Origin of the sequence: Peribacillus sp. FSL M8-0224, from assembly GCF_038003055.1 — a bacterium.
Lineage (GTDB): Bacteria > Bacillota > Bacilli > Bacillales > DSM-1321 > Peribacillus > Peribacillus frigoritolerans.
Genome location: NZ_JBBOOJ010000002.1, coordinates 37,800 through 64,628, shown reverse-complemented (window position 1 = coordinate 64,628; position 26,829 = coordinate 37,800). Strand labels below are relative to the sequence as shown.

27 protein-coding genes, 1 pseudogene and 1 riboswitch are annotated in these 26,829 nt (G+C 42.1%); of the genes and pseudogenes, 11 read left to right on the top strand and 17 right to left on the bottom strand.

The window, feature by feature from the left end; genetic code table 11:
• The 4 genes from MKX49_RS28310 to MKX49_RS28295 form a co-directional block, all read right to left on the bottom strand.
• The coding region (locus tag MKX49_RS28310) for a ribonuclease YeeF family protein (RefSeq protein WP_340878664.1) at positions 1–1,076 on the bottom strand (1,076 nt) is incomplete at its 3' end.
• Positions 1,073–1,360, bottom strand: a complete 288-nt coding sequence (locus tag MKX49_RS28305) for a YwqI/YxiC family protein (RefSeq protein WP_034306007.1) — start codon at positions 1,358–1,360, stop codon at positions 1,073–1,075. The genes MKX49_RS28310 and MKX49_RS28305, both read right to left, overlap by 4 nt.
• On the bottom strand, positions 1,360–1,785 hold the full coding sequence (locus MKX49_RS28300; RefSeq protein WP_318292591.1) for a YwqH-like family protein: 426 nt from the start codon (positions 1,783–1,785) through the stop codon (positions 1,360–1,362). Before MKX49_RS28300 ends, MKX49_RS28305 begins: the two co-directional genes overlap by 1 nt.
• 235 nt (positions 1,786–2,020) lie before the next feature.
• Positions 2,021–3,424, bottom strand: a complete 1,404-nt coding sequence (locus MKX49_RS28295) for a M28 family peptidase (protein WP_340878663.1) — start codon at positions 3,422–3,424, stop codon at positions 2,021–2,023.
• Positions 3,425–3,695: 271 nt separating this feature from the next.
• Between MKX49_RS28295 and MKX49_RS28290 the strand changes: the two genes are divergently transcribed.
• Genes MKX49_RS28290 through MKX49_RS28280 form a run of 3 tightly spaced genes read left to right on the top strand, consistent with a single transcriptional unit; the run spans position 3,696 to position 7,905 of the window.
• Complete coding sequence (locus MKX49_RS28290; protein ID WP_340878662.1) at positions 3,696–4,844, top strand: iron-containing alcohol dehydrogenase; 1,149 nt, start codon at positions 3,696–3,698, stop codon at positions 4,842–4,844.
• A 12-nt stretch (positions 4,845–4,856) separates the two neighbouring features.
• Complete coding sequence (locus MKX49_RS28285; protein ID WP_340878661.1) at positions 4,857–6,476, top strand: sensor histidine kinase; 1,620 nt, start codon at positions 4,857–4,859, stop codon at positions 6,474–6,476.
• Between the two features lies 1 nt (position 6,477).
• Positions 6,478–7,905, top strand: a complete 1,428-nt coding sequence (locus tag MKX49_RS28280; RefSeq protein WP_340878660.1) for a sigma-54-dependent transcriptional regulator — start codon at positions 6,478–6,480, stop codon at positions 7,903–7,905.
• Positions 7,906–7,947: 42 nt separating this feature from the next.
• On the opposite strand, the gene adhP is transcribed toward MKX49_RS28280, so the two are convergent.
• Positions 7,948–8,961, bottom strand: a complete 1,014-nt coding sequence (gene adhP, locus MKX49_RS28275) for an alcohol dehydrogenase AdhP (protein WP_048686219.1) — start codon at positions 8,959–8,961, stop codon at positions 7,948–7,950.
• Positions 8,962–9,274: 313 nt separating this feature from the next.
• Here adhP and MKX49_RS28270 point away from each other — a divergent pair, with 313 nt between their 5' ends.
• On the top strand, positions 9,275–9,574 hold the full coding sequence (locus MKX49_RS28270; protein WP_053533610.1) for a DUF3892 domain-containing protein: 300 nt from the start codon (positions 9,275–9,277) through the stop codon (positions 9,572–9,574).
• Between the two features lie 83 nt (positions 9,575–9,657).
• Here MKX49_RS28270 and MKX49_RS28265 read toward each other — a convergent pair whose 3' ends face one another.
• Positions 9,658–10,470: a hypothetical protein gene (locus MKX49_RS28265; RefSeq protein ID WP_340878659.1), complete on the bottom strand. Its 813-nt coding sequence runs from the start codon at positions 10,468–10,470 to the stop codon at positions 9,658–9,660.
• Between the two features lie 106 nt (positions 10,471–10,576).
• Entirely contained in the window at positions 10,577–11,098 is a 522-nt protein-coding gene (locus MKX49_RS28260) for a YbaK/EbsC family protein (RefSeq protein ID WP_340878658.1), read from the bottom strand.
• A 172-nt stretch (positions 11,099–11,270) separates the two neighbouring features.
• Positions 11,271–11,315: riboswitch (PreQ1 riboswitch) on the top strand.
• A 6-nt stretch (positions 11,316–11,321) separates the two neighbouring features.
• On the opposite strand from MKX49_RS28260, the gene MKX49_RS28255 reads away from it, so the two are divergent.
• The 3 genes from MKX49_RS28255 (at position 11,322) to MKX49_RS28245 (ending at position 14,329) form a co-directional block, all read left to right on the top strand.
• Entirely contained in the window at positions 11,322–11,807 is a 486-nt protein-coding gene (locus tag MKX49_RS28255; RefSeq protein WP_048686195.1) for a QueT transporter family protein, read from the top strand.
• 123 nt (positions 11,808–11,930) lie between these two features.
• Complete coding sequence (locus MKX49_RS28250) at positions 11,931–12,587, top strand: TVP38/TMEM64 family protein (protein ID WP_251542412.1); 657 nt, start codon at positions 11,931–11,933, stop codon at positions 12,585–12,587.
• A gap of 116 nt (positions 12,588–12,703) precedes the next feature.
• Positions 12,704–14,329 (top strand): PAS domain-containing sensor histidine kinase, encoded by a 1,626-nt coding sequence (locus tag MKX49_RS28245; protein WP_323599095.1) that lies wholly within the window; start codon positions 12,704–12,706, stop codon positions 14,327–14,329.
• Positions 14,330–14,388: 59 nt separating this feature from the next.
• On the opposite strand, the gene MKX49_RS28240 is transcribed toward MKX49_RS28245, so the two are convergent.
• Positions 14,389–14,856 carry a cadherin-like beta sandwich domain-containing protein gene (locus MKX49_RS28240; protein WP_340878657.1) on the bottom strand — a complete coding sequence of 156 codons (468 nt, stop codon included), beginning with the start codon at positions 14,854–14,856 and terminating at the stop codon, positions 14,389–14,391.
• Between the two features lie 48 nt (positions 14,857–14,904).
• Positions 14,905–15,840: a cadherin-like beta sandwich domain-containing protein gene (locus MKX49_RS28235; RefSeq protein ID WP_340878666.1), complete on the bottom strand. Its 936-nt coding sequence runs from the start codon at positions 15,838–15,840 to the stop codon at positions 14,905–14,907.
• A gap of 306 nt (positions 15,841–16,146) precedes the next feature.
• Here MKX49_RS28235 and MKX49_RS28230 point away from each other — a divergent pair, with 306 nt between their 5' ends.
• The gene (locus MKX49_RS28230) at positions 16,147–17,781 is read left to right on the top strand and encodes a copper resistance CopC/CopD family protein (protein ID WP_340878655.1); all 1,635 of its coding nucleotides are present in this window, start codon (positions 16,147–16,149) and stop codon (positions 17,779–17,781) included.
• Between the two features lie 18 nt (positions 17,782–17,799).
• A complete protein-coding gene (locus MKX49_RS28225; RefSeq protein WP_053533603.1) occupies positions 17,800–18,462 on the top strand; it encodes a YcnI family copper-binding membrane protein in 663 nt (220 codons plus the stop codon).
• 46 nt (positions 18,463–18,508) lie between these two features.
• Here the strand turns inward: MKX49_RS28225 and MKX49_RS28220 are convergent, their stop codons facing one another.
• The 5 genes and pseudogenes from MKX49_RS28220 to MKX49_RS28200 all read right to left on the bottom strand — a co-directional run bounded on the left by MKX49_RS28220 (position 18,509) and on the right by MKX49_RS28200 (position 22,938).
• A complete protein-coding gene (locus tag MKX49_RS28220; RefSeq protein ID WP_340878654.1) occupies positions 18,509–19,507 on the bottom strand; it encodes a S8 family peptidase in 999 nt (332 codons plus the stop codon).
• A 327-nt stretch (positions 19,508–19,834) separates the two neighbouring features.
• A pseudogene (locus MKX49_RS28520) lies at positions 19,835–19,912 on the bottom strand (SEC-C metal-binding domain-containing protein); the annotation flags it as partial.
• A gap of 619 nt (positions 19,913–20,531) precedes the next feature.
• Positions 20,532–21,101, bottom strand: coding sequence for a nitroreductase family protein (locus MKX49_RS28210; protein ID WP_340878653.1), 570 nt, complete (start codon positions 21,099–21,101; stop codon positions 20,532–20,534).
• An 11-nt stretch (positions 21,102–21,112) separates the two neighbouring features.
• On the bottom strand, positions 21,113–22,285 hold the full coding sequence (locus MKX49_RS28205) for a toxic anion resistance protein (RefSeq protein WP_048686182.1): 1,173 nt from the start codon (positions 22,283–22,285) through the stop codon (positions 21,113–21,115).
• A complete protein-coding gene (locus MKX49_RS28200; RefSeq protein ID WP_340878652.1) occupies positions 22,282–22,938 on the bottom strand; it encodes a 5-bromo-4-chloroindolyl phosphate hydrolysis family protein in 657 nt (218 codons plus the stop codon). The genes MKX49_RS28205 and MKX49_RS28200 overlap by 4 nt, the downstream gene beginning before the upstream one ends.
• A gap of 354 nt (positions 22,939–23,292) precedes the next feature.
• Between MKX49_RS28200 and MKX49_RS28195 the strand changes: the two genes are divergently transcribed.
• Positions 23,293–23,625, top strand: a complete 333-nt coding sequence (locus MKX49_RS28195; protein WP_340878665.1) for a hypothetical protein — start codon at positions 23,293–23,295, stop codon at positions 23,623–23,625.
• 525 nt (positions 23,626–24,150) lie between these two features.
• Here MKX49_RS28195 and MKX49_RS28190 read toward each other — a convergent pair.
• From MKX49_RS28190 to MKX49_RS28180, 3 genes are read right to left on the bottom strand one after another with little or no spacing between them, the layout of a single operon-like run.
• Positions 24,151–24,378, bottom strand: a complete 228-nt coding sequence (locus tag MKX49_RS28190) for a hypothetical protein (protein ID WP_340878650.1) — start codon at positions 24,376–24,378, stop codon at positions 24,151–24,153.
• Positions 24,379–24,423: 45 nt separating this feature from the next.
• A complete protein-coding gene (locus MKX49_RS28185; RefSeq protein WP_340878648.1) occupies positions 24,424–25,701 on the bottom strand; it encodes an ammonium transporter in 1,278 nt (425 codons plus the stop codon).
• A complete protein-coding gene (locus MKX49_RS28180) occupies positions 25,698–26,102 on the bottom strand; it encodes a hypothetical protein (RefSeq protein ID WP_340878646.1) in 405 nt (134 codons plus the stop codon). The genes MKX49_RS28185 and MKX49_RS28180 overlap by 4 nt, the downstream gene beginning before the upstream one ends.
• Before the next feature lie 273 nt (positions 26,103–26,375).
• On the opposite strand from MKX49_RS28180, the gene MKX49_RS28175 reads away from it, so the two are divergent.
• Positions 26,376–26,579, top strand: coding sequence for a DUF1657 domain-containing protein (locus MKX49_RS28175; protein WP_034306054.1), 204 nt, complete (start codon positions 26,376–26,378; stop codon positions 26,577–26,579).
• Positions 26,580–26,829: the final 250 nt, after the last annotated feature.

Genomic DNA, 26,829 nt, shown 5'->3' with positions numbered 1-26,829 from the left:
CCGTATTCGGTTTTCTGGAGGAGGCTAAAGCCTTTTGTCGTTTTATAGGCATCGAGCGCGTGGTCCGCTGCGTTGAGTCCTTTGGCCGTTTTGTATAGGGCGCTGCCGCCTTTGATGGCCCGGCCGGCCCAGCCGACGACGGGGATGAATCCAGCGGCTGCCATCGCGCCGGCGGCGATTCGTTCGGCATCGGACAGCTTGCGGCCCGTTACTGGATCGACTCCGGTCGAGGCCCTGATTGAATCATAATATCCCGTGAATTCCCCTGTAAAGGTTTTTGTCGTATCCCAGGCCTTTTCGTACCATGGGCGGTTTTCGAGTTCTTCCATTTCCTGTTCGATTTTCCGGGCTTCTGCTTGTTCCTTTTTGAAGGTTTGATAGTCTTTCATCTGACCGGCGACTTCATCCTTCACTTGATAGACGTCACTGCTCTTGAATGCCGATTGGTTGAATGCCGATTGGTTGAATGTCATCGGCGAAATGTTGCCGTCCTGTTTGGTGGCATCAAGCAAGGCACGGAAGAGGCCAACGGCCACGTTTTCCTGCCCGATGGACACATCATATTCCTCGACCAATTGCCGGTCGACATTCTCGACCTTTGTCACGGTGTCATCCAGCCTGTGCCCGGCCAGCGTGATTTTTTCATTAAAGTCCTTTTGGTCGAACATATCCAGAGGCAGGATATCGTCAATGCTGTTCAGGATCCTTTGAAGATCGTTCGCTTGTTGATCGACAAGCGACTTCGCTTGGTTGATGCCGTTTGAGACTTCGCCATCTAAAAAGGGGACCTCGACCACCGTATTTCCGGAGAGGTCCGCTTCTTCCAGACTGGCCGGTATGCCTTCCAAAAAACTGATCTGGGTCGTGAATAGTTCCATCCAGGCGTCCGCCACCTCGATTTGTGCTTCATAGAAGCTTTTGATGGCGGTAGCACCGGCCCCCTGGAACTCGTTATCCAGGCCGACGATGCCCTGAAATTCCTTTTTCAGGGCTGTGACTTCCTTCTTTAGTTCTTCATATTGCTTGGCGCGCGACTTGGTTGCGGCCGTCAATGTCTCGGCTTCATATATCTTCATCGCTGATACCCATGTGAAGACGTATGGGCGATGGCTTCATCCTGTTCTTTTAATAAGTCAATGTTGGCACGGGTATCTTCCACATTTTTCTGGACGATTTTGATATATTGCTCAAAGACCTTCTCCAGGTTCGTTTCGCGATCGATCCATTTCGATGTGAATTCCAATTTATTGTTGCCAAGCTCGCCTGCCGGCAAATTTCCAAGCGTGACTGTACCAAGTGCCGTCTTCACTTGATCGACTTGCTTCGTTACGGCAGGATGATTCAGTTTGATTGTCGTCATTAAAACAACCACCCTTTTAAATATGATATTTTGCTTTCCAATTGATCTATGACGGCTTCTCCTTTGCCTAAAAGAACATCTGCTTCATGTGCTATCGTACCTGCTGCACTCAGAGCCTTTTTCTCTATATTAAGCATCATGACTTTACCGTCGATTTTCTCTTGATAGTCATCATAATCATCATGAATGATCGTTGACATTGCCTTGTATGCATCACTGCGGGCATCTTGAAAGTCTTCTGCACGGTTTCCCGTCCAGCTTTTTGCCAAGTCCGGATTTTTAATTTTAGCTATTTCCCCAAGACAAGCATTCTGTTCTTCTTTGATTTGTCTTTTTGCCTGCTCCAGACGATTGATTTTTTCATTGACATCGGAAGTTTTACTAGAGAGGGCAGAGTGAATTTCACTCAATGAATTTGCATACACCTAAAAAATCACCTCAAACATACTATTCTCATTATGTAGACTGTCATATTTTTCATAATTTTTATTATAAGGATTATAGTCTTAGAGTTAAATAGGGATAAATAAGCTATTTATGCTACGGAATTAGGAAATTCAGCCCGCACGCTCCAATTCCCAATTAGACTTTTTACCCCTGCATTTCCATTTTTAAACATAAAGAAAGGGTGCAGGCTGCACCCTCTGAATATTTACTGCATTATTTGAATTCCTTTTCGCCAAATAAATGCGGAACTTTCACCTTTTTCCCTTTTTTATGATTGAAATCAGGTTTTTTAGCTTCGATTTTTGCTTGGCCATAGACAGCTGTGCCGACAATTTCAGCAACATCCTGAAGCTTTTCTTTTGAGATTTTATCAATGGTATCATCAGGAGTATGATACCAAGGTTCTGATGGACTGTGGATGAATAAAGCAGCAGGTATCCCAGCCTCAGCAAATGACACATGGTCACTTCTCCCGCCTTGTCCATATGGAGTCGGCTCACCATTCAGTCTTGTACTTGATGCCTGGGCCAGCTCGGTTACAAGGTTCATTTCTCCATCATTAGTCAAAATGACCAAATCTCCGGCATCCCTGCTTCCTACCATATCGAGATTGAAATTGGCAATGGTCCGCTTGATATCTTCATCAGGAAGATTGTCCACATAATGCTGCGAACCCAACAATCCATTTTCCTCTGCCCCAAAGGTGACGAAGCGAATTTCCGTATCTGTAGGAAGATTCTTCAGAACACGGGAAAGTTCAAGGGTGACGGATGTTCCAGATGCATCATCATTCGCTCCGGGTGCCCCCGCGACGGAATCATGATGTCCAGTTATATAAATGATATCGCTCTTTTTTGCTTTATTGTTCTTTGTTGCTTTTTTCGCTGCCACTACATTATAAGAGGTTTTTTCTCCGGAATAAGCTCCTTCAATTTTTAATGAGGCTGTCAATTTGACTCCATCATTCAATTTTTCCAAAAGGGCTTCTCCATCCTTTTTGGTGATCGTGACGGATGGAATAAACCTGTCATTATCCTCTCCAAGTGTCCCGTTTAATTCCCCATCTGCATTATTGAATAGGATGACTCCCGTTGCCCCTTTTTCCGCTGCATTCAATACTTTCTCTGCAAAAGTGAGGTTCCCTCTTTGTATAAGGGCAATCTTCCCTGCAACATCGGTTTCCTCAAGCTCTTCTTTTGTTCCTAAACCGGCATATGCAACGTCACCGGATAGGTCCCCATTAACTGAATAGGTTAAATGGTTTGCTTGGATTTCCCCATCAAATCCGGCAACTGATAGCTCGACCAGATTTGGGTCTGTATAAGATAAAAAATTGAACTCTTCGATATCGGCTTTATAGCCATAAGATTGGAATTGCTTTTTGATGAATTGGACGGCTTTATACTCAGAATCCGTACCGGCCACCCGAGGTGTTTGTGAGAGGTATTCAATATTCTTGTAGATTTTATCGGCATCGATTCTTTTAATGACTTGCTTGTCCGTGGATGGCGCTGATAGCACCGGTGATGAATGCGGCGCTGCTAAAGCGGTGGTTGTCCCGGCTGTCCCGAGTGTCAATGCTGTGATTAATGTTAACGACAGAAATTGTTTTTTCATAGATTGCCTCCTAGTTTAATAGTTTCTACCATGATTTTACAATATATAGAAATTACTAACTAGGTAGGTTTATCCCTATTCACGCATGTCTAAAGTACCGATTTTACAAATACAAGAAATTATCAGGTGATTTGACCCGTATCAAAAGTCCTTCTCCATTCGATATTTTGTCATATTATATAAAAATACCTGTAATCCAAACAGGATTTTCGCACTTTTTCGGGAAAATAATACAGAAGATATTGAATTTTTACAGGGAGAAGGCGCAAAGATGTCGATAACTAAATTCGTGATGCCGGAAGTGATTTTCGGTAAAGGTTCGATTGAACAAGCTGGCGAGGCCTGCTTGCGGCTGGGTGCCAAAAAGGCGCTGATCGTAAGCGACTCCGGGGTGGCCAATGCTGGCTGGTTGGATAAAGTCATTGAATCCTGCCAAGATGCAGGCCTTGCTTTTGCTACCTTCATTGAAATGACGACCAATCCGAAGGACAGGGAGATCGAAGCCGGCTGTTTTGCATTTAAAGAACAAGAATGTGATGCCATCATCGGTTTGGGCGGAGGCAGTGCTTTGGATGTTGCCAAAGGGGTAGCCCTTTTAGTAACGAATGGCGGCATCATCAGTGATTATGAAGGTGTTGATAAAGTCCACTCTCCCCTCCCTCCCATGGTGATGATCATGACCACTGCAGGATCGGGTTCGGAAGTATCCCAGTTTTCGGTGATCGTCGATTCATTCCGCGAGAAAAAAATGACGATCATTTCAAAATCACTCGTCCCCGATATTGCAATAGTCGATCCTGCCACCTTAACCACCTTGGGACCGGATTTGACCGCAGCTACCGGAATGGATGTGTTAACCCACGCCATTGAATCCTATGTTTCAATCGCTGCGACACCTTTGACCGATGTACAAGCTAAAAACGCGCTTTCCATCGTTTCCCGCCACTTACGCCCCTCTGTTGCATCCAGGCATAATGAGGAAGCAAAAAAGGCGATGGCGATGGCGAGCCTGCAGGCTGGACTGGCTTTTTCCAATGCCATTTTGGGAGCTGCCCATGCCATTTCACATGCCATAGGCGGCAAGTACCTCCTTCCGCATGGTGAAATCAATGCGATACTCCTTCCCCATGTCATGGATTTCAATCGAATTGCCTCACCAAGGCGATTCAGCGAGATTGCAGACATCATGGGCATCGATACACGGGCATTGACGGAGCAGCAAGCAGGAATGGCTGCCATTCACTTCGTAAGGGAATTATCCCGGGATATAGGGGCTCCCAAGAGTTTAAGTGATGTCGGCATTACGAAAGAAATGATAGATCCCATAGGGATGACCTCTCTTGAGGATGCCTGCATGATCACAAACCCCCGTGATATGTCCTTAGAACAGATTAATCAGCTGCTTCTTACAGCCCTATAAGAGGTGAAAAGCATGAACAAACATGAATTGATAGATTTAATGACAGGCGTTAAATCTTCAAAAAAAACGTATTACACGGAACTTAAGAAAACCGTGGATCAGCTGAAGAAGAAGAATATGCAGCTTGAAATCATGAATGACATCACAAAAAATATGAATATGGAAATCGACATCCAAGAGATTCTCCGAAATGTTATTGAAAAACTTAAGCAGCTCATTACCTTCGATGACAGTCATTTTGTCATATTATATGAGGAAGAACCTGCCCTGCTTCACATCTGCCCTAATGGTCACTGCGATCTTGAAATGGATCCCAAAAACCTGTTACACCCTTTTCAGGAATTCTCATCGGCCTTGAAAGAAAAGCAGCCGATTCAGGTGGAAGTTAACCAGTTACCGGACTTCCCAGAAAAAGAGCGTCTATTATCCCTTGAGATCGAATCACTTCTATTAGTTCCTTTATACGGAAAAAGTAAAAAAATCGGAATTTGGACTTTCGGCAGGAAGAAAAAGAAAACATGGCATGAAGCTGAACTCGAATTTCTTGAGCAACTATCCAATCAGCTTGCGTTAACTTTGGAGAATGCCCAGCTTTATAAGGAAGTTCTTCATTCCAAACAGGAGTGGGAGGATACATTCAAGGCAGTTGAAGATATGATCATCGTCTTCGATCACAAAGGAACGGTCTATCAATCCAATGATTCAGCCAGGGTCTTTTCCAACTTGGTTCCTTTAATTGAAAAATCGCAAAATCTGATTCAGGATACCTTTTCATTTAATAAGCCAGGGTTTCAGGAAATACTCCTTCAGCATGATACCATCTTGGAAATGCATGCTTACCCGATTCAGAATAAGGAGCATCAAGTATATGGGGTCATTGCTTATTATAAAAATGTCACCGAAAGAAGACAGATGGAAGTCCAGCTATTACATGCCGGTAAACTTGGGGCGATTGGTGAAATGGCAGCTGGGATTGCCCATGAGTTGAACAGCCCATTAACGGCCATTCTTGGTAACTCACAACTTTTATTACGGAAAACCCCACAGGACAATCCGGATTATATGCTATTGGACGACATTAAGATTTGCGGGGACCGATGCAGGCAAATCGTGAAAAGCCTGCTTACCTTTTCTAGGCAGGATGAGTATCGGTTCCACTATTACTCTATTAACGAGGCCATTCACCAGGTTCTGAACCTATTGAAGTACCAACTTGGGAAGAAGCAAATCTCCCTCCATCTTAGCCTTCAGGAAGATCTTCCTTTCATAAAGGGCAGCCAGCCGCAAATCGAACAGATCATCATCAACTTGCTATTGAATGCCAAGGACGCATTGGATGAGTCCGCGCAAACGGAAAAATCGATTTCGATCACTACCTATTCAAAAAACAAGTTCATGGTGGTTCAGGTGACTGATAACGGAACGGGGATTGAAAAAGAACGCCTGCCCTTCATATTCCATCCCTTTCATACGACTAAAGACCGTGAAAAAGGTACAGGTTTGGGGCTGTCTGTAAGCCTTGGCATCGCCAAGGACCATGGCGGAAAGATCGACGTTTTGAGCACACCAGGACATGGAAGCACTTTTTTCCTGAGGCTTCCCTTACTAACAGAGGAAGAAAGGGGATGTTAAGGTGGTTCATTTACTTGTGGTAGACGATGAGAAAGAGGTTGGGACTTTTCTATCCCGCCTTTTTACGATGAAAGGTTACCTCGTACAAGTTGTGAATAGCGGGAAGGAGTTTCATGAAATCGACTGGAATCAGCAGCGTTTTGATGTCGCAATGATAGATTTGAAGCTTCCGGATTGCGATGGACTTTCCCTCCTGCAGCATCTAAAACAACTGCAGCCGCGTTGCAAGGTACTGATCATGACCGGATACAGCACCGTCAAGACCGCTGTTGATGCCATGAAACTCGGCGCGAGTGATTACATGGAAAAACCCTTCGTGGATATTGAAGTACTGGAAAGGCAGATTGACAACCTATTGAATGAAAATGAAGCATTGAACCAGCATTTCATCCATAAGCTTGCCGAGGATTCAGGACTCATTGTCGGTGAAAGTCTTTTAATGAAGAATTTGATTGAAACGGCCTTCAAGGTTGCCCAAAAATCCGTCAATGTATTAATCGAAGGAGAAACCGGAAGCGGGAAAGAAGTGCTTTCACGCTTCATCCACATAGCCAGCCCCCGAAACCATGAACCTTTTATCGGCATCAATTGCGGAGCGATCTCTGAATCCCTGCTTGAAAGCGAATTATTCGGTCATGAAAAGGGCGCTTTCACCGGAGCGACCCAGCTGCGAAAGGGTTTTTTCGAAATTGCTGGGAACGGGACGCTTTTCCTTGATGAAATTGCGGATGCAAGTCCGGCCATTCAAGTCAAATTGCTTCGGGTTTTGGAAACGCGGGAATTCATGCGGGTTGGCAGCAGCGTGACATTACGGACGAACGCCCGGTTAGTGGCGGCCTCCAATGAAAACCTGCAGCAGGCAGTGGACAAGAATAAATTTCGGGAAGACCTATTTTACCGACTAAACGTCGTGACTCTGGATATCCCGCCATTAAGGAGCCGAAAAGAGGATATTCCGTTGCTTGTCCGTCACTTGGTTGAGAGAAATGGTCATGGAGATATCTCATTTTCCAATGAAGCCATTGAAAAATTACAGCAATACAACTGGCCAGGCAACATACGCGAACTATCTAATGTGGTCTTGCGCACGCTAACTCTTGCAGACAATAAGTCAGTAATAACCGCCAATGATATCTCACTATCCAACAGCCAGATCACACCTGACAAAAATGTGTCACCAGAGATACAGTCAACAGAAAACCTTCTTGAAGAGTGGCGAAAAAGGCTGGTGGCTGATTTTAATGAGAAGGATGAACTGATGCTTGAAGAAATCCTTACGGAAATCAAACAGCTTCAATCAACAATTGGAAAGGAGCTCGTCATGCAGGCACTGCAAAAAACCTACGGCAACCGGAATGAAGCTGCCAAACGCTTGCAAATATCCATAAGGAAATTGCGTTATATATTAAATGAAAAGAGCCAGACATAATAAAAAGGAGGATGCCCCGTTCCAGGGCTTCCTCCTCTGTTCCTATTCTAGCGTCAATACGATGCGGCCGTTGATTTCTCCGTTTTCCATCATTGAAAACACGTCATTGATTTCATCAAGCTTTCTTGTTTCAATATTCGTTCTGACTTTACCCTCAGCCGCAAATTGAACAGCTTCCTGTAAATCTTTTCTCGTCCCGACGATGGACCCTTTTACAGTCACCCCATTTAACACTGTATCAAAAATCGGGATTGGAAGTTCATCATTCGGCAATCCGACTACAACAAGTGTGCCGCCCCTCTTGACTGAACTGTAAGCCTGTTCGAATGCTTTTTTCGTAACAGCCACAGAAATGGATGCCTGCACGCCGCCAACCTTATCCTTAATGGCCTGTACAGGATCGGTCTTAAGCCCATTAACCGTGTAATCCGCCCCCAGTTCCGTTGCCAGATCAAGCTTATCATCTTGAATATCGACAGCAATGACATTAAAGCCCATCGCTTTTGCGTATTGCAGGGCAACATGTCCCAATCCGCCAATTCCATAAACCGCTACCCAATCACCAGGTTTTGCTTCTGATACCTTAAGCGCCTTATAAGTCGTTACACCTGCACAGAAAATCGGTGATACCTCCGCAAAGTCAAGCCCTTCAGGAACCTTCACCACATATTTGGCTGGTGCTTTACAATATTCCGCATACCCGCCGTCAACGGAATATCCTGCATTCAATTGATCCAAGCAAAGCGTTTCCCTGCCGGTCAGACAATATTCACAATCGCCGCAGGCCGAATAAAGCCAAGGGATCCCAACACGGTCACCCACTTTCAAGGAAGTTACGCCTTCTGCCACCTTTTCTATAATGCCCACACCCTCATGTCCCGGGATAAGCGGAAGCTTGGGTTTTACCGGCCAATCACCATGTGCAGCATGTAAATCGGTATGACACACGCCACAGGCTTTAATTTTCACTAATATCTCACCATATTCCAATTCCGGGATCGGTACTTCCTTAATCTCAAGTTTTTGGTTAAATTCATTGACGACCGCCGCTTTCATTGTCTTGACCTGTTGTTTTGCATTTACAGTGCTTGCCCCTTGTTTTACATTCATGATTACTATTCCTCCCTTAATCTAGTGGATATTATTTCTTGCTACTGCTTACACCTACTACTTAAACTTGCACTACTGCACTACTTAAAATAGTTGCAAGTGCCATGCCAATGCAAAAAGGCCAAGACGACAGCATTCAAAAAAAAAAAGTGCCGAAAGATCGGCCCATTTGGACGAATTAACGGCCCAAGTTGGACGAAATCCGGTTTGTATATTGCAGGAAAAATGGTTCACCCTATAAATAGGAGGTGCCTAAAACATGGACAAATTTGAAGAAGCCTATGAGTCATATAAACAGCAGGGAACACCGCAAGCAAACCAAAGTGATTCAGCAGCAGGAAAAGAAGAAATCATCGCCGTAAGGAAAAATGAAGAGGACAATATTATCGCCATCAAGACGGACTCCGGCCGCGAACTCGACTACCCCACAGCCCTTGCGGAAGCCAAAGCTGGCAACCTGGCCAACGTTGACGTCTTTCATAAATATGGACGTGACATATTACGGAGTGAGCCCGATGGGATTAAAGAAAATAACCTGGATCAACTGCCGGAGTTTTGAGTTTTTCGGGGAGACTGCCTGATATGGGCAGTTTTTTTCTATCTGGATGCGCAAAAAAAAGAACCAGCATGATTAGCTGGATCTTATTTTTCATAAGGATAGGATTCAGAGATTTCGAGCAGTCGGCCGCAGGACTCGACAACCTCGATGATTTCCATCCATGACATGTCCAGACCCAGTTCATTAGCATGGGAAATCTTATCCCGTAATTTTCGGATGGCATTCGCATCCTTCTTCCCTTTACTTTTCGAAGGGATTTGGAAGAAGTGCCTCAATTCTTTATCTTTATGTATAATATCGAATTTATCACTGATTTGCAGGCACTCTATTATATTGATATCCTCATTTTTATCGATTCTCCTTTTATATAATTCAGTTGCCTTTTCTAAACGGTCTTCGCTGATCATTGGATACCAGCTGCCATCGCCGAATCTATCCAGGATGATATCGCTCATCCTCATTTCCAATAAGGTAATATATCCGAATATCAGCATCCTGATCGGAGGCTTTTGGAGGTCGGCATGGGTAATCAACATTTTAATTGAATTATTCTCTAATACGAACACCCTTGTCTTATTCTTAAAAATATGGAGAAGCTGAATCAAAGGGGTTGAATTCGAAACCATTTCCCTTGGTGAGAAGTTTCTCATATATTCAGAAATACTTCCTTCACCTAGTTCTTGCCTTTCGATATATCCGATGATTTCCCCTTGATCTTGGACTGCCAATATATCAAAATTCTTTTTTTTCATTGCTTTCTGGATATCCAGCGCCAGATCGTTTTTATGGCAAAACTCAAGCTCCTGGGCAATGCTCTTAACCGTTATATTTTTTTCATAAAGAGTTTTAAGACTCAGATAGCTGCTATTGCTTTTTCTTTCGCTTCCATTTAACATCTTTCACCCTCCGATCAGGAACACTTTCTGCCCGTTTTCCGCTTTAATAAAAGAAATGCATGAGGCCCCCGCAAATAAAGTTCACTGTAGTGGATTCCATCCCATTTCAAATGCCATCAACTGCATTTCCTGCCGCCGTATCCACATTCCGCTTTTCTTCCCACCCCTTACAAACATCTACCCAATCCTTTGCACCTGAATATTCAAACAATTCAGCGAGTGTAAGTTCTATTGCAGAGTTTGAACTGCCGCAAGCCGGAAACAATGACTCGAAGCGTTTCATCGATACATCAAGAAAAACAGCTAAATCGTTTGCCAGGCCAAACGGGCAAACGCCTCCGATTGCATGGCCGGTCTGTGCAAGCACTTCATCAGGTGAAAGCATTCGTGCCTTGAAACCGAACGTCTGACGAAATTTCTTATTATCCACTTTCGCGTCCCCTGCGGCAACGACCAAAATCGCGTGTTCACCTTCCCCTTTAAAGGAAAGGGTCTTGGCAATCCGCGCTGGGATAACACCGATGGTTTCCGCTGCCTCAATCACCGTTGCACTAGATGTTTCGAACTCCTTTACGTCGCCTTCCCGATTCCATTGTTTAAAATGGCTTTTGACACTTTCGATCGACATATTAATATTCACTCCTTTTTATGTACATATTGAAATAATATCATCCTTCATTGCAATAATTCAAAATCCAATTGTGCTGCTTCATCTGATTGGAAACCTATAAATTAAAACCATTCTTTACAAATTGACGAAACAAGCTTACATGGGATACTATTAATCATCGGGTAAACGCCTGCACGTGGTTCGTAACCATCCCACGATAAAAAACTAGGGAGAGAGTAAAATGAATGTTCGTACACTCGTGATAAACGGGTTATTGGCTGCCTTGTATGTGGCGGTCTCATTGGTTTTTAAACCAATAGCTTTTGAGATGTTCCAATTCCGTGTACCGGAAATGTTGAATCATCTGATTGTATTCAATAAAAAATATATCTACGGTATCGTTGGAGGAGTCTTCATATCGAATCTGCTCTTTTCGCCGATGGTGCCATATGATTTGATTTTTGGGGTGGGGCAATCCCTGCTCGCCTTATTGCTTGTCATTTATGTTTCTCGTTTCATAAAAGGCATTAAAGGACGTATGATCGCTACGATTATCTTTTTCACGTTCACAATGTTTTTAATTGCAATTGAACTGAACCTTGCCTTTGGCTTGCCATTCTGGCTAAGCTGGATGACTACAGCTGTCGGTGAGTTCGTTGTCCTCCTGATTGGAGCGCCAATTATTTATGGAATGAACAAAAGAATTCAGTTTGAAAAGTGGCTTTAAAAGGAATCTTCGCGCCGTTAAGCCACTATAATGGAAAAGAGCTGTCTGCATGATGCGGCAGCTCTTTTTTTTCACCATTGAACTCGAAAATGATAAACTATTAGTAAGAATGGTGGTGGCCCTTTGAAAAAAGTCCTGACCATAATCGGTCTACTTGTAATCGCAATTTTTATATACTCTAATGCAGAACTGTTCACTTTGGTTTGGAAAAGTGATTTGGATTCTGTGATTGGCATATTGAAGGAAAATCTTTTGCTTACATTTATTGTGACATTCGTATTGATGTTTGTACAAAATTCTTTTACAATCATCCCCTTAATTTTGCTCCTGACCATCAATGTCACGATATTCGGATTCATATATGGCTATCTATGGAGTTGGTTTACAAGTGTTGTTGCCTCAGGATTCATTTTTTATGCAGCCAGAAACTGGTTTCAGGAGCTTCTTTTAAAGAAGATTGGTGAAAAGTGGCAAGAATCTGTAGTGGAGCATGGCTTCATGTACGTGTTTACAGGCAGGATTTTCCCGCTTATCCCAACAAGCTTAATTAACTTGGCAGCTGGAGTCAGCACCATCACTTTCAAAGACTTTTTATTGGCGACGGCACTTGGCAACCTTATATACTTTTTCTTCCTATCACTGATTCCCTATGGACTGCTATCTGTTGAAATGAACCAATATACGCTAGCTGCGCTTGCACTCCTCTTCTTACTATTCTTCATGATCTATAAGCGTGCAAAAAAGAAGAAGAAACTAACCCTCTTCAGAAAAAACAGGTGACCACATTGGCCCCTGTTTTTTTATTTAGAGATTCTGCATATATTTTTTTCCGATAGTTTGTTAAAATGTGTATGTAATTTTACCTTTGAAATGTCTTAAAATCAGGGAGAATCTCCATGTCCAAACGCTCCATCTTAGCAATATATATCCTATCCGGGATTCTTACATTAGTCGTATTCGACTATTTTTTAACTACAAATATCCATAATAAAGAAGTCTTCATTCAACTCCAAAGGGCGGAAGGCATTGTTTTCCTTTTATCAATAGGCTTAATTCTATATCTTTATTTAGCTAAAAAAGAAGAATTCAAACGATTAAAAGAAGCGGAACAACGTCGGCGCACACTCATCAATTCAATGGTGGATTTCGTTAATTTCAAGGATGGGGATGGCCGATGGCTTGAATCCAATACCTTCGGGCTGCAATTATTTCAATTGGAGCATGTAGATTATAAGGGAAAAAGAGATAGCGAGCTCGCGGAATACTCCGAATTTTATAAAGAATCTTTGATCTACTGTGAAGTTTCCGATGAAGAAACGTGGGTAAAGGGGGAAATTACTAGGTGCGAGGAAATCATCCCTCTTCCCGATGGCAATCACAAGACCTTTGATACGATTAAAGTTCCCCTGTTCAATGAAGATGGTTCTCGTAAAGGCTTAGTCGTCATTGGCAGGGATATATCTGAAAGAGTTGTCGCGGAGAATCAATTATTCGATAGCGAACAACGCTATAAATCATTGTTTGAACACAACCCTTATCCGATGCTGATGCTTGATTTAAATGGAATGATCACGACCGTGAATCCAAGGTTTGAAACGGTAACAGGCTTTCAACAGGAAGAAATACATGGCGCCTCATTCATTAATTTGAATTTTTCAGCAGAAGACGCGGAATTGATCCGTACATCATGCCAATATGTCATGGAAAACCAAAAGGGGATCAAAAAAGGGAAAGATATAGAATTCCTGACGAAGTACGGGAAGTCCATCTTACTTTCTTGTACGTTTGTCCCGATGATGGTTGGCGAGGATTTAGTCGGAATCATTACTTATGCTAAAGAAGTCACTCAAATTCGAGAAACCGAAGCACGCTTAAGAAGAACCGAAAAATTATCGATAGTCGGCGAACTTGCCGCAAGCGTAGCCCACGAGGTACGAAATCCGCTGACTTCTTTAAAAGGTTTCGTCCAGCTGCTTAAAAAGAGCGACCATCCCTATGAACATTACTACACGATCATGTTAAGTGAATTGGACCGGATCAATCTTATTGTAAGCGAGTTACTCGTTCTGGCAAAACCACAGGAACTTCCATTCAGCAAACATCAAATCATCGACCTGATGAATGATGTCAAAACCTTGTTGAAACCAGAGGCGGACTCGTACCCCACCCAAATATCAATATCTGTCAAAAATGAAATACCGCTTCTATTATGTGAGGGAAACCAATTAAAACAAGTTTTCATAAACATGCTCAAGAATTCCATGGAGGCATCCGCCGACCACATTTGGGTTGATTTCGAACGAATGAACAATAACCTTTCCATCACCATCAAAGATAATGGAAGCGGAATAGAAAAAAACCGCATAAAACATCTTGGAGAGCCTTTCTATTCTTCAAAAGAAAAAGGAACCGGATTAGGATTGACAGTCAGTTGCCGAATCATTGAGGCGCATCGGGGAAAGGTCCGGTTTAACAGTGAACTGAACCAAGGAACCGAGGTCCAAATCATTTTGCCCATATAAATATGAATTTCGAGGACAAGCCTGAACCTTGTCCTTTTTTTGCTGGATTCAAAACCATCCTATTTTAATAGGGAGGTGAAGAAATCCTTTATATTCCCAAAGAATGACACCGTCTCAACAGGTTGTTTCCCATTAATCTGGCCTCCTGAATCATTGGATGTTTCGCTCTCCGTCATACCAGCTGTACTCGTTTGCGCTGCCTCAACTTCCGCCTCTTTTGATTTGACATCATCCACGGTTTCTTCCTCATCCATTTCAACATCGATATCCTTTTCGAAAACAAGGACGTAAGTACGACGCTCCCCATCCTTTGAAACAGTAACGGAAATGGCCGTTTTCGCTTTATCCTTGATCTTCACTTTTGCACTGCTCGCACCGTCATATTCAATTGTTGCTCCGCTGGCATTTGTCGTTGCATTCATTTCGACTGAAGAAATATCATTATCGACCTCGATATGATAGGTATGCTCATTAGATTCAAAAGATTTGTTCCATACGCCGGATGATACCGTCAGGCTGTTCAACACTGGTCCATTATTGCCTTCCTCGCCTAAAGAATCTGCGGACGTTACTTTCTAAACAGAATCCGTTTTCACTTTTTGTGTTGAAATACTTTCAATTTGCTGTGCATTCGTTACTTGACTGACACCACTGCTTGGCTTTTGATAATTGGAGGATTCCGCTGATGTTAAAGATGTTTTATTCCCCTTATCCGAGGAAGGTTGGGCTTTGCTCGTTCCTGTTGAGGGTTCCTTTTGAACTTCATCCTCTTTTGGAGCAGCTTTCGATTCCGTTTCCTTTGCTGCGGCTGCAGCCCGTGTAATCGTAAGTGTATATGCTTTTTCATCACCATTTTCCGCTGTAACGGTTATCTTCACCGTTGTCTTACCGACTGGAAGGGTAACCTTTACACCTGCACTGGTTGCATCCTTTCCATTTACCTTTACAATTGCCTTACTGTCACTCAATGTCGGAGTTACCGTAACCGACTGGACTTCATTTTCAACTGAAGCATGATAAGCTGTCACTTTAGAATCGAATGTTAATGAGCCTTTTGATAATCCAATCGATGTTAAAAGGTTATCATCACTTTCATGTTTTTCGACCTTGAGAGTATAGGTTACGGTTTCATTTTCCCCATCGCTGACGGTGATTACAAACGTATTCATGTCAGTTTGAAGAGTTAAATCCTTCAATTTACCATCTGTCATTTTGACACCATTCACATATATGGCTGCATTCTCGTTAGGGCTTGCTGCAAGCAAAGTGATCTTTTCCACATCATTCCCCACTGTTGAACTATAGTCGTGTACATCTTCTGTAAACTTTTGATCCAGTGCTATACCCTCTATCTCTAGCTTTGAAAGACTATTTACCGTTTGTGCCTCTTCCAAAATGACAGAAGTGCCTTCCGCAGCTTCTGCCGCTGGCATATAAGTGGATGTTCCCATCCCCACAAGGGAACCAACCAAGATCACCTTCACACTTGTTTCTTTTAATCCCTTTTTCATCAAAACCTATCCCTCCAAATTCCTTAAACATGAGGCTCAGATTACTAAGGGAACCTTAATTATTTCTTAATGGAGTTTATATCAAAAGGAGGATGCCTATTTGGTATAAACTTTATGCAAAGTGGAATTCCCACCCCTTATTTATGGCTATACTGGAGTGGAAGGCAAAACTAAAACTTATTGTTCTCATTTTCTAGCGAAACTCTTAAACTGCCTTTAGATAACTAAATTATTTTCACTGTTTTTTCACATTTTCCTTTTATAATGGGCTTACATAATCGGATGAAAGGATGATGGCACACCAAGATGAAAAAATATTTATGGCTGGTAGTCAGCCTATTCAGTTTGCTTTTATACCCGGCAGTGGCTTCCGGTCATGCTACAGTAATCAGCTCTAATCCTAGCCCGAATGAAGCGATGGATACTCTTCCTGAAAAGATCACCATTCAATTCAGCGAGAATATACAACCAGCTTTTCATTCGCTTGAGGTATTCAGCCAAGATGGAGACAAAATTCAAACTCAAGACAGTACAATCTCTGAACAGAGTGAAAAAATACTGGAAGCTAAGTGGAAGGGCACGATCGATGAAGGGATTTACTATATTAAATGGAGAGTGGTTTCGAGTGATGGCCATCCCATTGAAGGAACAATTCCCTTTCAATTCGGAGATCCGGCCGGCCTATCAGATCAAAATAATTCCGAAGTGAATGAAAGTTTTCCGAATTCCATCAACGTTATGCTGCAAAGTCTACAATACATATGCTTCGCTGCCCTTACCGGAATCCTTTTTTTCAGATTATCGCTAATGAAGGATTCTCGACTTTTTGAAGCCAGCAGAAGAACCCGTCTATACCTTTGGCTTTCATATGCTGGTTTAGCATTTTCCATCTTCTGCAGTCTGCCTTTAAGAGTTACGATCGATGCTGGCGTAGGTTGGACCGATGCATTTAATGTTAGTTATATAAAGGAAGTATTGAATGCTACAAACTTTGGGACGATCTGGATCATGGAAATTCTAATATTGCTCCTTCTATTTTTAGTAATTTATTTCATGCTCGAGAACTCATTGAATAAATCACTACCTTTCATTTCATTCATCATAATTGCCAGCTTGATGATTTGTAAGGCTTTCACCGGACATACAGCAGCCGTTCCTAATCAGGCTCTGGCCGTTTTGATGGATTTCCTTCATTTATTGTCCATGGCTTTATGGCTCGGCGGCCTTATGGCCTTATTGGTGATTTTGCCTGGGCTTGCAGATCGGCAGGCAGCCCAAGAAGATAAGAAAACCTTTTACTGGTCGATCATTCAAAGGTTTTCCAAATGGGCATTTCTGTTTGTAATCATCCTGATTATTAGCGGAATCTATAGCAGTTTACAGCATGTACCAACTATCCATTCAATGTTTAACACAACATATGGCCAATTGTTACTAGCGAAAATCGGTCTCATGTTAATCATGATCGTTTTAGGCGGCTTTCATTTTCTCAGAGGGAAAAAGCAAACGAAAAAACTTGGTTATAGTGTGGGAATGGAGTTTGGTTTAGGAATCGTCATCCTTCTCATTGCAGCTTTATTGACAAATGTCCAAACTGCCATGTCTTCTCCCGGCCCCATTGAAAAAACGTTACGGACTGAAGAAAATAACGAGGTTACATTAATGGTGACGCCCAATGAAGTCGGGGATAACCTGATTCAAGTAAATCTATCCAATGAAGGCAAGCCAATAGCTGAAATAGAGCAGCTTACGATCACGATGCAGCCATTGGATACGCCACGTGGTGAAATAAAGCTGCAAATGGAGGAGAAAAAAACAGGGACATTTACATCAAAGTCTATATTAACCATGCCAGGAAAGTGGAATATCCATGTTCATGGATTGACTGAAAGCCTGGATTCAATCAATGCTGATTTTATAATTTTCATAGGGAATTCATAATAGGAGGGATTTATACAAATGAAAAACATTTCAAAGCTACTTATTTTTACATTTGCTGCATTATTCATTTTTTCCGGTTCAGCATATGCTCACGTTACGGTCAAGCCTAGTTCATCTGCACCTGAGGCGTGGGAAACTTATACAATTAAAGTACCCGTAGAAAAAGAAACTGCCACTACAAAGGTGACTTTAAAAGTACCCGAAGGGGTTACTTTTGAAAGCTATCAGCCTGTACCTGGATGGAAAGTAACGACAGAAGGTGACAAAGATGGGCATGTAAAAACAGTAACTTGGGCCGCAACTGACAAAGGAATAGCCGCTGGACAATTCCAGCAATTCTCTTTCGTAGCACAAAATCCCAAAGAAGAAACGAAAGTTGCCTGGGATGCATTTCAATATTACGAAGATGGTGAAATTGTTGAATGGAGCGGTGAAGAAGGCTCAGACCTACCTCATTCTGTAACGGAAATCACGGTTGCACCCAAGGCTGATGCTGAACCTGCGGACCATGGTCACGAAGATGAAGCTGACACTAATGATTCCACGACACCTGACAATTCAAAGGATGCAGCAACAACAGAAGGTGATGGCAACCAAACGCTGATCATTACCCTGGCTGTCATATCATTAATTCTTTCCATTGTAGCGCTTTTTGCAGCTCTAAGGAAAAATAAAAAATAATCATTATGGAAGGTGCCCCAAAAATTTCTTGAGGCACCTTTTTTCTCTAATATTCCATGACCACCGATTTACTCGGTAACTTTAGATTTTCTGATTCTATCGTAATCTTAATCGATTTTTCAGCTCTTTGTTCCGTAATCGTTAAGTTAAGCAGTCCATTTCCCTGCGCTTTTTTGCTTATTCCCAGATCTTCCGTACTTTTCACCAGCTGTGCATATAATTCCGCTTCAGTTAAATTGCGCTCAAATTCTTTTTCAGCAATCACTTTCAAGAGAGCTGCCGCACCGCTTACATGAGGCGTAGCCATTGACGTTCCGCTCAACCTGGCATATTTATTTCCTGGATACGTAGAGAGAATATCAACCCCTGGCGCCACCAAGTCAATTTCATCATTCGTATTTGAAAAATCCGCTAAATTTCTGCTTAAATCCACAGCCCCCACTTCCACTACCTCGGGATATGCTCCTGGATAATCCAATTCATCCGTTTCATGACGCCCATCACCGCTATTTCCAGCTGCACAAACAACAAGGATATCGTTCTGAAGGGCCTTTTGAATGAGTTTGTGTTCAGTCTCATCGGGAGGTCCGCCAAGCGAAAGTGAAATAACCGAAACCTTTTCTTCATTTGGTCCCCGCCAATTGATGGCATACTCTAGAGCACCATTAATCCAATCAATGTCGCCTTGTCCTTGACCATTTAGGGCCTTTAACGCTAATATGCTTGCTTTAGGAGCCACTCCCACTACACCAGCATTATTAATGGCAGCAACAACCGTACCGCTAACATGTGTCCCATGTCCGTTATCATCTTGATAATCCCCGGTATTGGTAAAATCCTTCCCGCCAATGATTCTTTCCTTGAGGTCTGGATGTCCCTTGTCAATGCCTGTATCAATGACGGCAACTACCATGCCCTCACCATAACTGCTTTTTTCCCAAATTGCCGGTGCTTTCACAAGCTCGACACCCTCAGGAATCTTCTCTTTCACCGTTTCCATTACTTCAAGAACTTTGTAAGGTATTAATCTTTTTTCTCTTGTCATTTGATTACCCCTTCCTTCGTTCAATAAGTTAAACTGCCATCAGTGCAGGGATTTTCATCCCGTCTGGTTGCCGTCTACCGTTGAAAGAGATGAGATCAAAAAACTCTTCTCTCTTATATATACCAGATTTATGAAAATAAAAAAGAAGTTTTTGGAAAATTCCATCTAAATGACTACTTTTTATTTCTTTTTGTGTAATTATCTGGTACTCTCTCATTATAGAACAAATGTTCGTTTAATACTACACTTTTTTCTCAATTTTTTTCCCAAGCACGCACTTTTCCAATAAAAAAGAAGCGACTCCGAATCGAGTCAGCTTCCAAGATGTTAAGCTGCACCGCAGCATTTTTTGTATTTTTTCCCGCTTCCGCATGGACAAGGCTCATTTCTGCCAATGACCGGTTCTGCATGAACATGCGGCATTTTAGCTGCCTTTGCACTTTCCGTGATAATTTGCGTGCCTTTTTCCTTCATTTGCTGATACCGCTGTTTAAATAACTCCATTACATCTTTACTGTACTTCAGCGTATCTTCCGCGATATCCATCGCCTTTTGCTTCGAAATATTATAATCCTCCAGGACGAATTGATTATCCCCGAAAGAAACCCTCACTCCAAAATGCTGTCCCGCCTGTTTATTGCCTTTAAGCTCCTCAACGAATTCAAGGTATACTTCCTGGCAATCACAAGTCTGATGCATGCAATAATAATCATATATCCAATACGATTTATCTTCGTATTTACTCTTTAAAGCAATGCCATCCTCAACGCCAAACACATCCAAATATTTTATCGCTTTTCCATCGAGTATCTCAAATGGATCAATCGTTCTCATCTATAGACACATCCTAATTCATCAAAATTTATTCTTCCTTTGTATTGTACAACCTAATTCATCAATCGTCACTTGAAACGAAGCCTGACAAAGTCAAATCCCTTTCAGTAAAAGCATAATTAAGGAAGCCTTATTGAAGGCAATAAAAAAAGCTGCATCAGTGTCAATAAACTGATGCAGCCCCTAATCCTCATCCGATCCATGTGGTCAATTCGTCAATCGGTGTTTTCTTAGCAGGTTTCGGCTCCATGTCAGGATAACCCAAGTATATGAAAGCCAATACCTCTCCCTTAGAGGATAAATTGAAAAATTCACGGACCTTGTCATGATAAGTTATTTTCCCCGTTCTCCATACAGCTCCCAAACCTAGAGAATGTGCTGCAAGAAGCATATTTTGGATGGCACTGTTCACAGCCGCATATTCTTCTGCCACGAGGACATTATTCTTATCACTAGGCTCTATGCCCACTGCGATGATGACTGGAGCCCTTAATGGATTCTTTTTTTGCCTTTCGAGCTTGCTGATTAAACTTTCGGGGGTATCATCAGCATTTTCGATTCTTGTTATTTCTTCGAATACCTGCCCAAGTTTAATTCTTCCTTCCCCTGTCAAAACAAAAAAACGCCAAGGCTCCGTCCGGTGATGATTGGGTGCATATGTTCCGGCTTCAATGATTTGCTCGATCATTTCTTTAGGAACCGGATCTTGCTTAACGATTCCAATGCTTCTTCTCGTTTTTATAGCCTCGATAGTCTCCATATTATCTCCCCTTATCCCTTTATCTCTAATAGCTTCTGTTTCAGTTCATTTTCCATTGACGCCAATTCCTGTTCAGCTTGACGGCGTTTATGCCTGCCTTCTTCTTGAATCCGCATGGTCTCCTCAAGCGTGGATATCAAGTTAGCTTGAGTTTTCTTTAATGTTTCAATATCGACAAGTCCGCGCTCATTTTCTTTTGCGGTTTCAATGGTATTCGTTTTCAGCATCTCGGAGTTCTTCAATAACAAGTCATTTGTAGTCTTGGAAACCTGTTTTTGTGCTTCTACAGCATGCCTTTGCCTGATTAGGGTCAGTGCAATCGCAACCTGGTTTTTCCAAAGTGGAATGGCTGTCATGATCGAAGATTGGATTTTTTCGACTAGTGCCTGATTCGTGTTTTGGATCAGCCTGATTTGCGGTGCGCTTTGGATCGTGATTTCACGGCTCAACTTCAAATCATGAAGCCTTTTATCCAACCGTTCAGCAAATTGCAGCATATCATTTACTTCTTGAAACTTCATTTGATCATTACTTGATTCAGCGGACTTCCTTAGCTCCGGAATCGTTTTCTCATGGATTTCTTCGAGTTTGATTTCCCCAGCTGCAATATAGACATTCAATGCCTGGAAATATTCCTTATTCGTTTCATATAGCTTTTCGAGAATTACGATATCCGATAACAGGATATTCTTGCTCCGATCGAGTTTTACACTGATTCGGTCGATTTGGGCACCGGTTTTTTGATACTTGGATAGCACCTCCTGTACAGATCCCGAGAGCTTCCCGAACATACGCGCAAAAAATGAGGGCTTATCCGGTTTTAACTCATCCGGGCTGAGTTCGTTTAACTTTTTCATTAAATCATTGATAATGCTGCCCACTTCACCCACATCTTTTTTCTGGACATGCTCAAGCATGGAATTAGAAAAGGTCAGGAGCTTTGATTGGGCGGGTGTACCATAGGATATCATTGCCTGATGATTCGTTGGGTCGATTTGTTCGGCAAGCTGATAAGCCTTTGCCCTGTTCTCTTCAGGAATGACATCAATCAGTTTAACCGGTTTCGCTTCCTGGGAAGATACTTTCTCAAGCTCCTGCACCCCATCAAATGGATTGGCTAAAAGGTCATCGATCAAACTGGCGTTATTCGTTTTATTCAACAGGTTTGGATCATTGTTATTCATTTTAACCTCCTGCTTTCATCAATTACTTGTGACTCTTTTCTAGTTTTAATGGATTGCTTAGCAACATCCAATTCGAAGTTAAGGTTATCGATATCGTCGGCAATCACTTTATATAAATCCTTTTCTATCGTATTAGTGAGTTCCTTTAAAGTTTTACGAGTCTCCGTTAAGGAAAGTTCGAGTTCCCTATTCTTTTTTGGCTGCTGTGCTAGAAAAACATATTTCTCCGCAAGCTCCATGGCAGAATCCAGATGCGAGTAATAAAACTGTTCTGCCTGATAAAACCGCCTCGGTTCTTTTTTTGTCAGACTGTATATTTTCCTGATCATTTTAATCATCTCTTTCCTCTGTTTAAAAGAAGAGATATGCCTGACCGAGATTAGTGCTTTTTGCACCCTCCATATCTTCGGTTTTGCTTCGATTAAATTTTTCTTTATATATTGATATTCTTTTCTCGTCAATTCATGTTTTTTGAGGTATCTTGATGAAAAATATACGGAACTCAGCCAGTATGCAAGTACCCCTCCTGTTAAAGATATGACAACGGAAAGGGCAAACGGTTGATTCAATACGAAATAACTAATCATCCAAACCGGCAAAACCATTGGAAATGCAATCAATATCGGAACAAAATCAGCAAGAAATCGATTCATTATCATTACACTCCTGACTTACACTCTTTTCTTTATATACGGATTATCCTTGGAATTGGTTTCAAGATGAAAAAAAGAATTTCTCCTATCCTAAACGATATAGGAACCGGATGGTTTCTGCAAATTTATTGAAATTTTTTCTGTGAATTGCCTCTTCTTCCCATTCATATGGGCTAACGCCTAGTCACTTCACCGGAACTGACATAAGTTATAGGGTATCCACCCTGATTTTAAAAAGGAGAGTTGACCATGAATTCATACGGATTTTATCCTTATCCACAACAAAATGGAAATCATCAGTACTTTGAACCAAATTTCAACCCCTACTTCCAACAGCCTGAACGATTTGATTATATGCCACAGCAAGATTGGGACTTTCAGCAGGTACAAGAAAATCCATATAGCCAGGTGCCAGACCAATTCGATATTGAAAGGCAGCCTCAACAACTTGAAAGAAGAATCCGGGAACTTGAGCGTCAAAACGAGCGTCAAACGAGGGAACTCAATCGGCAGAACCAAGAAATCACGCGGATAAATCGTGAAGTGAACCGCATTAACCAGGAAATCACCAGGCTAAGTCAAGCGGACCAGCGACATACGAATAGGTTAAACAGACTGAATCAAAGACTTCGGGCCGTGGAAAGAAACCTTAACATCCCCTTCACCGCAACAGATGATGGTTTTTAATGAAGGAAATAGCGGGAGTTCATTGCGAGCTCCCGCTTTTTCATTTGAGATTTAATCAAACGATTGATTAATCTTCAAAGGTTCACCAAACCCTTGTCCAGTGTTACAAAGCTTTACGATTTCACTATTGTTTTCGCCGCCTTAAATGTGAATCCTGCTACTTGCTTTAAAAAAGTAGTTACAATACTGATCTGCAGAATAAAAAATAGGAGTCAGCCATATTCCCGCGGAATTCATCAAGTTATTTATAAGAAAATGGCTGTTTTCACATACTTTGTTGCTATTTACCAAGTAGTGAGGTGTGGTTGATTTCCCCTCCAGATGCTCGCTTTCCGCGGGGCGGGCGGTGAGCCTCCTCGGCGTAAACGCCTGTGGGTTCTCACCTGTCCCGCCGCTCCCGCAGGAGTCTCGCACTTCCGCTCCAATCAACCTTAGATAGTTTCGTTTTAAAAACAACAATCTTTACGAAAAGAGCCAAGAAAATAAAAGAGCGGGAGTCATATTTACACTCCTGCTCTTTCTAATTTACAACATGATCCGTTTCAACTTTTCGTTTCTAGATTCCTGTTCCTCCTGGGGAGACAAGTCATACTTCTTCAATAGATGAAAAAGTTCATTCAATGTTTCCTGCGAATTCCCTTTTTCAAGATATCGATCTAATGTTTGACTCAATTGTGTTGGTAAAAATGCCTTTTGGCTTTCAAATTTTAGCCTGACATCTTGTTGCGAATGATTAAGATTGCATTCACCCATTTAAAAATTCACCTCTTACTTGATTTTACCATTGTATTATAGAGATTACCTTGTCAATTCTTCATCCTGCTTATAGTAATCCTCTACCTTGATGAACTCCGGCGAGGTATGTGTGGCCATGATGCCATGATAACTGATATCCAACCCAAGTTCTTCTTCTTCTTCAGTCGATCTTATAGGCAGCCAAACATTTATAACTTTAAAAACAAGCCAGGTCACTGAAAAGCCCCAGATGCATAACACCACTAATCCTAATATTTGAACTCCGAGCAAATGCCATCCCCCGCCGGCAAACAGTCCGTTTTCAGTGGAGAAAAGCCCTACCGCTATCGTACCCCACATTCCTGATGCCGCATGAACAGGAAAGGCACCGACCGGATCATCGATTTTCCGGGCTTCCAACCAATTTGTCGCAGCTAACATCAACATTCCAGAAACTGCTCCAATCAGCAAAGCCGCCAGATCACTAACGAATGCACATCCAGCTGTAATCCCGACAAGACCAGCAAGTGAGCCATTGATGACGGAAGGTGCATCCGAGCGTCCATATCTAAACAGTGTATAAAGCAGGGTCACCGCTCCCCCTGATGCAGCTGAGAGCATCGTGACAATGGCAATATGTCCAATGCGGACATCTGTAGCTTGCAAGGTGCTTCCTGCATTAAATCCAAACCAGCCAAACCATAAAAGGAATGCCCCAACAGATGCCAATGGGAGATTACTCGGCAGCGAAATGGAGCTGGTCCCCCTTGAAGTGAATTTACCTGCTCTCGGCCCGATTACAATGGCAGCCGCAAGTGCTGAAAAACCGCCTAGTGCATGAATGACACCAGACCCTGCGAAGTCCTGCATGCCCAACCTGCTTAACCAGCCGCCACCCCATACCCAGTGACCGGCAATCGGATAGATGAATGCTGTCATCATTACGACAAAAATAAGATACGCCCGAAAATTGATCCTTTCCGCAACTGCTCCCGAAACGATGGAAATGACGGCGATGACGAATGCCCCTTGAAATAACCAATATGCGTCCATGGAAATCGTAAGGTCGATGTGCGACAAATCACCTTTCAGCAGAAAGCCACTTGCCCCGATGATTCCAAATACATCCATTCCATACATTAAGCCAAAACCAACGACGAAATAGCAAAGCGTTCCGATCGTTATATCGGCAAAAACCTTCATGATGATGTTCACATTATTTTTCGTACGGACGAACCCTGCCTCCAATAAGGCAAACCCGCCCTCCATCAATAGTATCATGGCTGCTGTCAGAACCACCCAAATCGTATCCAAGCCAGCGTTTAACGTTTCTAGAGTCATCTCGGCGTTCCCTCCGCTTTCTGCCAGGCCATTATTTCTTTAATGATGTCTGATGGTAAATTCATTTCCCTTTTTTCCGGTTCAGCCTCAAGTACACCAATCACCTCATTTAAAAAAGCGATCCGCTGTTTTATTTTCTCGATTTGTTTATATCTATCTTTCACATTCACCAAATGTTCAACCGCCTGGTGATGACTTGGGGCACGCCCTGTAAAAAAACGTTTAAATGGTGATAGGGATTGATACCAAGCTTCCTCAGCTCTTCGTTTTTGCTCATATTTATGAATTTTACCTTTGATCGATTCAATTTCCGACTCCTGTTTGCTTTTGTGGAATAGCAGTCCTTTTATTACTTCTTCAGATGAAATTTCAATAACAACCCTACTATATAAATCGTCCATAATATAAATGTCATATCACCTCACGTAATCACGTTATGTTTTCTACAATTATATTTAAAATTCTGAATTCGGTCAATGATTAAACAATAAAAACGATTCGTACAACGAAAAAGGAGGATTAAAACAATGAATTCTGCCTGTTTCCATTCCATTAATCAAACGTTTGATTAATAAGCTAGTCACTTGATTTCACTCATAGATATATTTGGAAGGTATAGATAATCATTTTTTCCCCACTCTAATAAGGCAGTTAAAAAATTAGGGGGTTCATATATGACAGTTATAAATGATGTCAAAACAACTATAGCAGGGTTAAAAAGCGCTCAAGCGAGCTTTGAAACCTTCGCCCTTTCTACAGATAATGAGCAAGCCAAACAATTGTATCAACAAGCTGCCCAACAAACACAATCGATTGTTGACAGCATCACTCCTCGCATTGAAGAGATTCAAAACGAGGAGCCTCAATATAAACAATGATCATTCATATAAAAAAGGTTGGTTAAAGCAACCAGCCTTTTTTATATCTTTCCAAACCAAGAATGAAATTTTCATTCCTTTTTCTATATCAAAAAATAATGTAGAACAGAATCTTTAAGCCAATCTCAAACTACCAAAGGGTTACATACCTGCCTTGAACTGATTCAGTACGGGTCGCGGAAGAAAAAGCTGTAATTCAAATCATGATCGACTGCCACTTAGAAATCATCATAGAAGCTCGTTTTGAGGA

Excerpts from the sequence above, each read along its gene's own strand:
- MKX49_RS28205 (WP_048686182.1), bottom strand. The coding sequence starts at position 22,285 with ATGAATAACAATGATCCAAACCTGTTGAATAAAACGAATAACGCCAGT.
- MKX49_RS28295 (WP_340878663.1), bottom strand. The coding sequence starts at position 3,424 with ATGAAAAAACAATTTCTGTCGTTAACATTAATCACAGCATTGACACTC.
- MKX49_RS28195 (WP_340878665.1), top strand. The coding sequence starts at position 23,293 with ATGCCACAGCAAGATTGGGACTTTCAGCAGGTACAAGAAAATCCATAT.
- MKX49_RS28180 (WP_340878646.1), bottom strand. The coding sequence starts at position 26,102 with ATGGACGATTTATATAGTAGGGTTGTTATTGAAATTTCATCTGAAGAA.
- MKX49_RS28225 (WP_053533603.1), top strand. The coding sequence starts at position 17,800 with ATGAAAAACATTTCAAAGCTACTTATTTTTACATTTGCTGCATTATTC.
- MKX49_RS28285 (WP_340878661.1), top strand. The coding sequence starts at position 4,857 with ATGAACAAACATGAATTGATAGATTTAATGACAGGCGTTAAATCTTCA.
- MKX49_RS28185 (WP_340878648.1), bottom strand. The coding sequence starts at position 25,701 with ATGACTCTAGAAACGTTAAACGCTGGCTTGGATACGATTTGGGTGGTT.
- MKX49_RS28230 (WP_340878655.1), top strand. The coding sequence starts at position 16,147 with ATGAAAAAATATTTATGGCTGGTAGTCAGCCTATTCAGTTTGCTTTTA.
- MKX49_RS28305 (WP_034306007.1), bottom strand. The coding sequence starts at position 1,360 with ATGACGACAATCAAACTGAATCATCCTGCCGTAACGAAGCAAGTCGAT.
- MKX49_RS28245 (WP_323599095.1), top strand. The coding sequence starts at position 12,704 with ATGTCCAAACGCTCCATCTTAGCAATATATATCCTATCCGGGATTCTT.
- MKX49_RS28235 (WP_340878666.1), bottom strand. The coding sequence starts at position 15,840 with ATGAAAAAGGGATTAAAAGAAACAAGTGTGAAGGTGATCTTGGTTGGT.
- MKX49_RS28175 (WP_034306054.1), top strand. The coding sequence starts at position 26,376 with ATGACAGTTATAAATGATGTCAAAACAACTATAGCAGGGTTAAAAAGC.
- MKX49_RS28255 (WP_048686195.1), top strand. The coding sequence starts at position 11,322 with ATGAATGTTCGTACACTCGTGATAAACGGGTTATTGGCTGCCTTGTAT.
- MKX49_RS28210 (WP_340878653.1), bottom strand. The coding sequence starts at position 21,101 with ATGGAGACTATCGAGGCTATAAAAACGAGAAGAAGCATTGGAATCGTT.
- MKX49_RS28260 (WP_340878658.1), bottom strand. The coding sequence starts at position 11,098 with ATGTCGATCGAAAGTGTCAAAAGCCATTTTAAACAATGGAATCGGGAA.
- MKX49_RS28200 (WP_340878652.1), bottom strand. The coding sequence starts at position 22,938 with ATGAATCGATTTCTTGCTGATTTTGTTCCGATATTGATTGCATTTCCA.
- MKX49_RS28270 (WP_053533610.1), top strand. The coding sequence starts at position 9,275 with ATGGACAAATTTGAAGAAGCCTATGAGTCATATAAACAGCAGGGAACA.
- MKX49_RS28220 (WP_340878654.1), bottom strand. The coding sequence starts at position 19,507 with ATGACAAGAGAAAAAAGATTAATACCTTACAAAGTTCTTGAAGTAATG.
- MKX49_RS28290 (WP_340878662.1), top strand. The coding sequence starts at position 3,696 with ATGTCGATAACTAAATTCGTGATGCCGGAAGTGATTTTCGGTAAAGGT.
- MKX49_RS28265 (WP_340878659.1), bottom strand. The coding sequence starts at position 10,470 with ATGTTAAATGGAAGCGAAAGAAAAAGCAATAGCAGCTATCTGAGTCTT.
- MKX49_RS28190 (WP_340878650.1), bottom strand. The coding sequence starts at position 24,378 with ATGGGTGAATGCAATCTTAATCATTCGCAACAAGATGTCAGGCTAAAA.
- adhP (WP_048686219.1), bottom strand. The coding sequence starts at position 8,961 with ATGAAAGCGGCGGTCGTCAATGAATTTAACCAAAAACTTGAGATTAAG.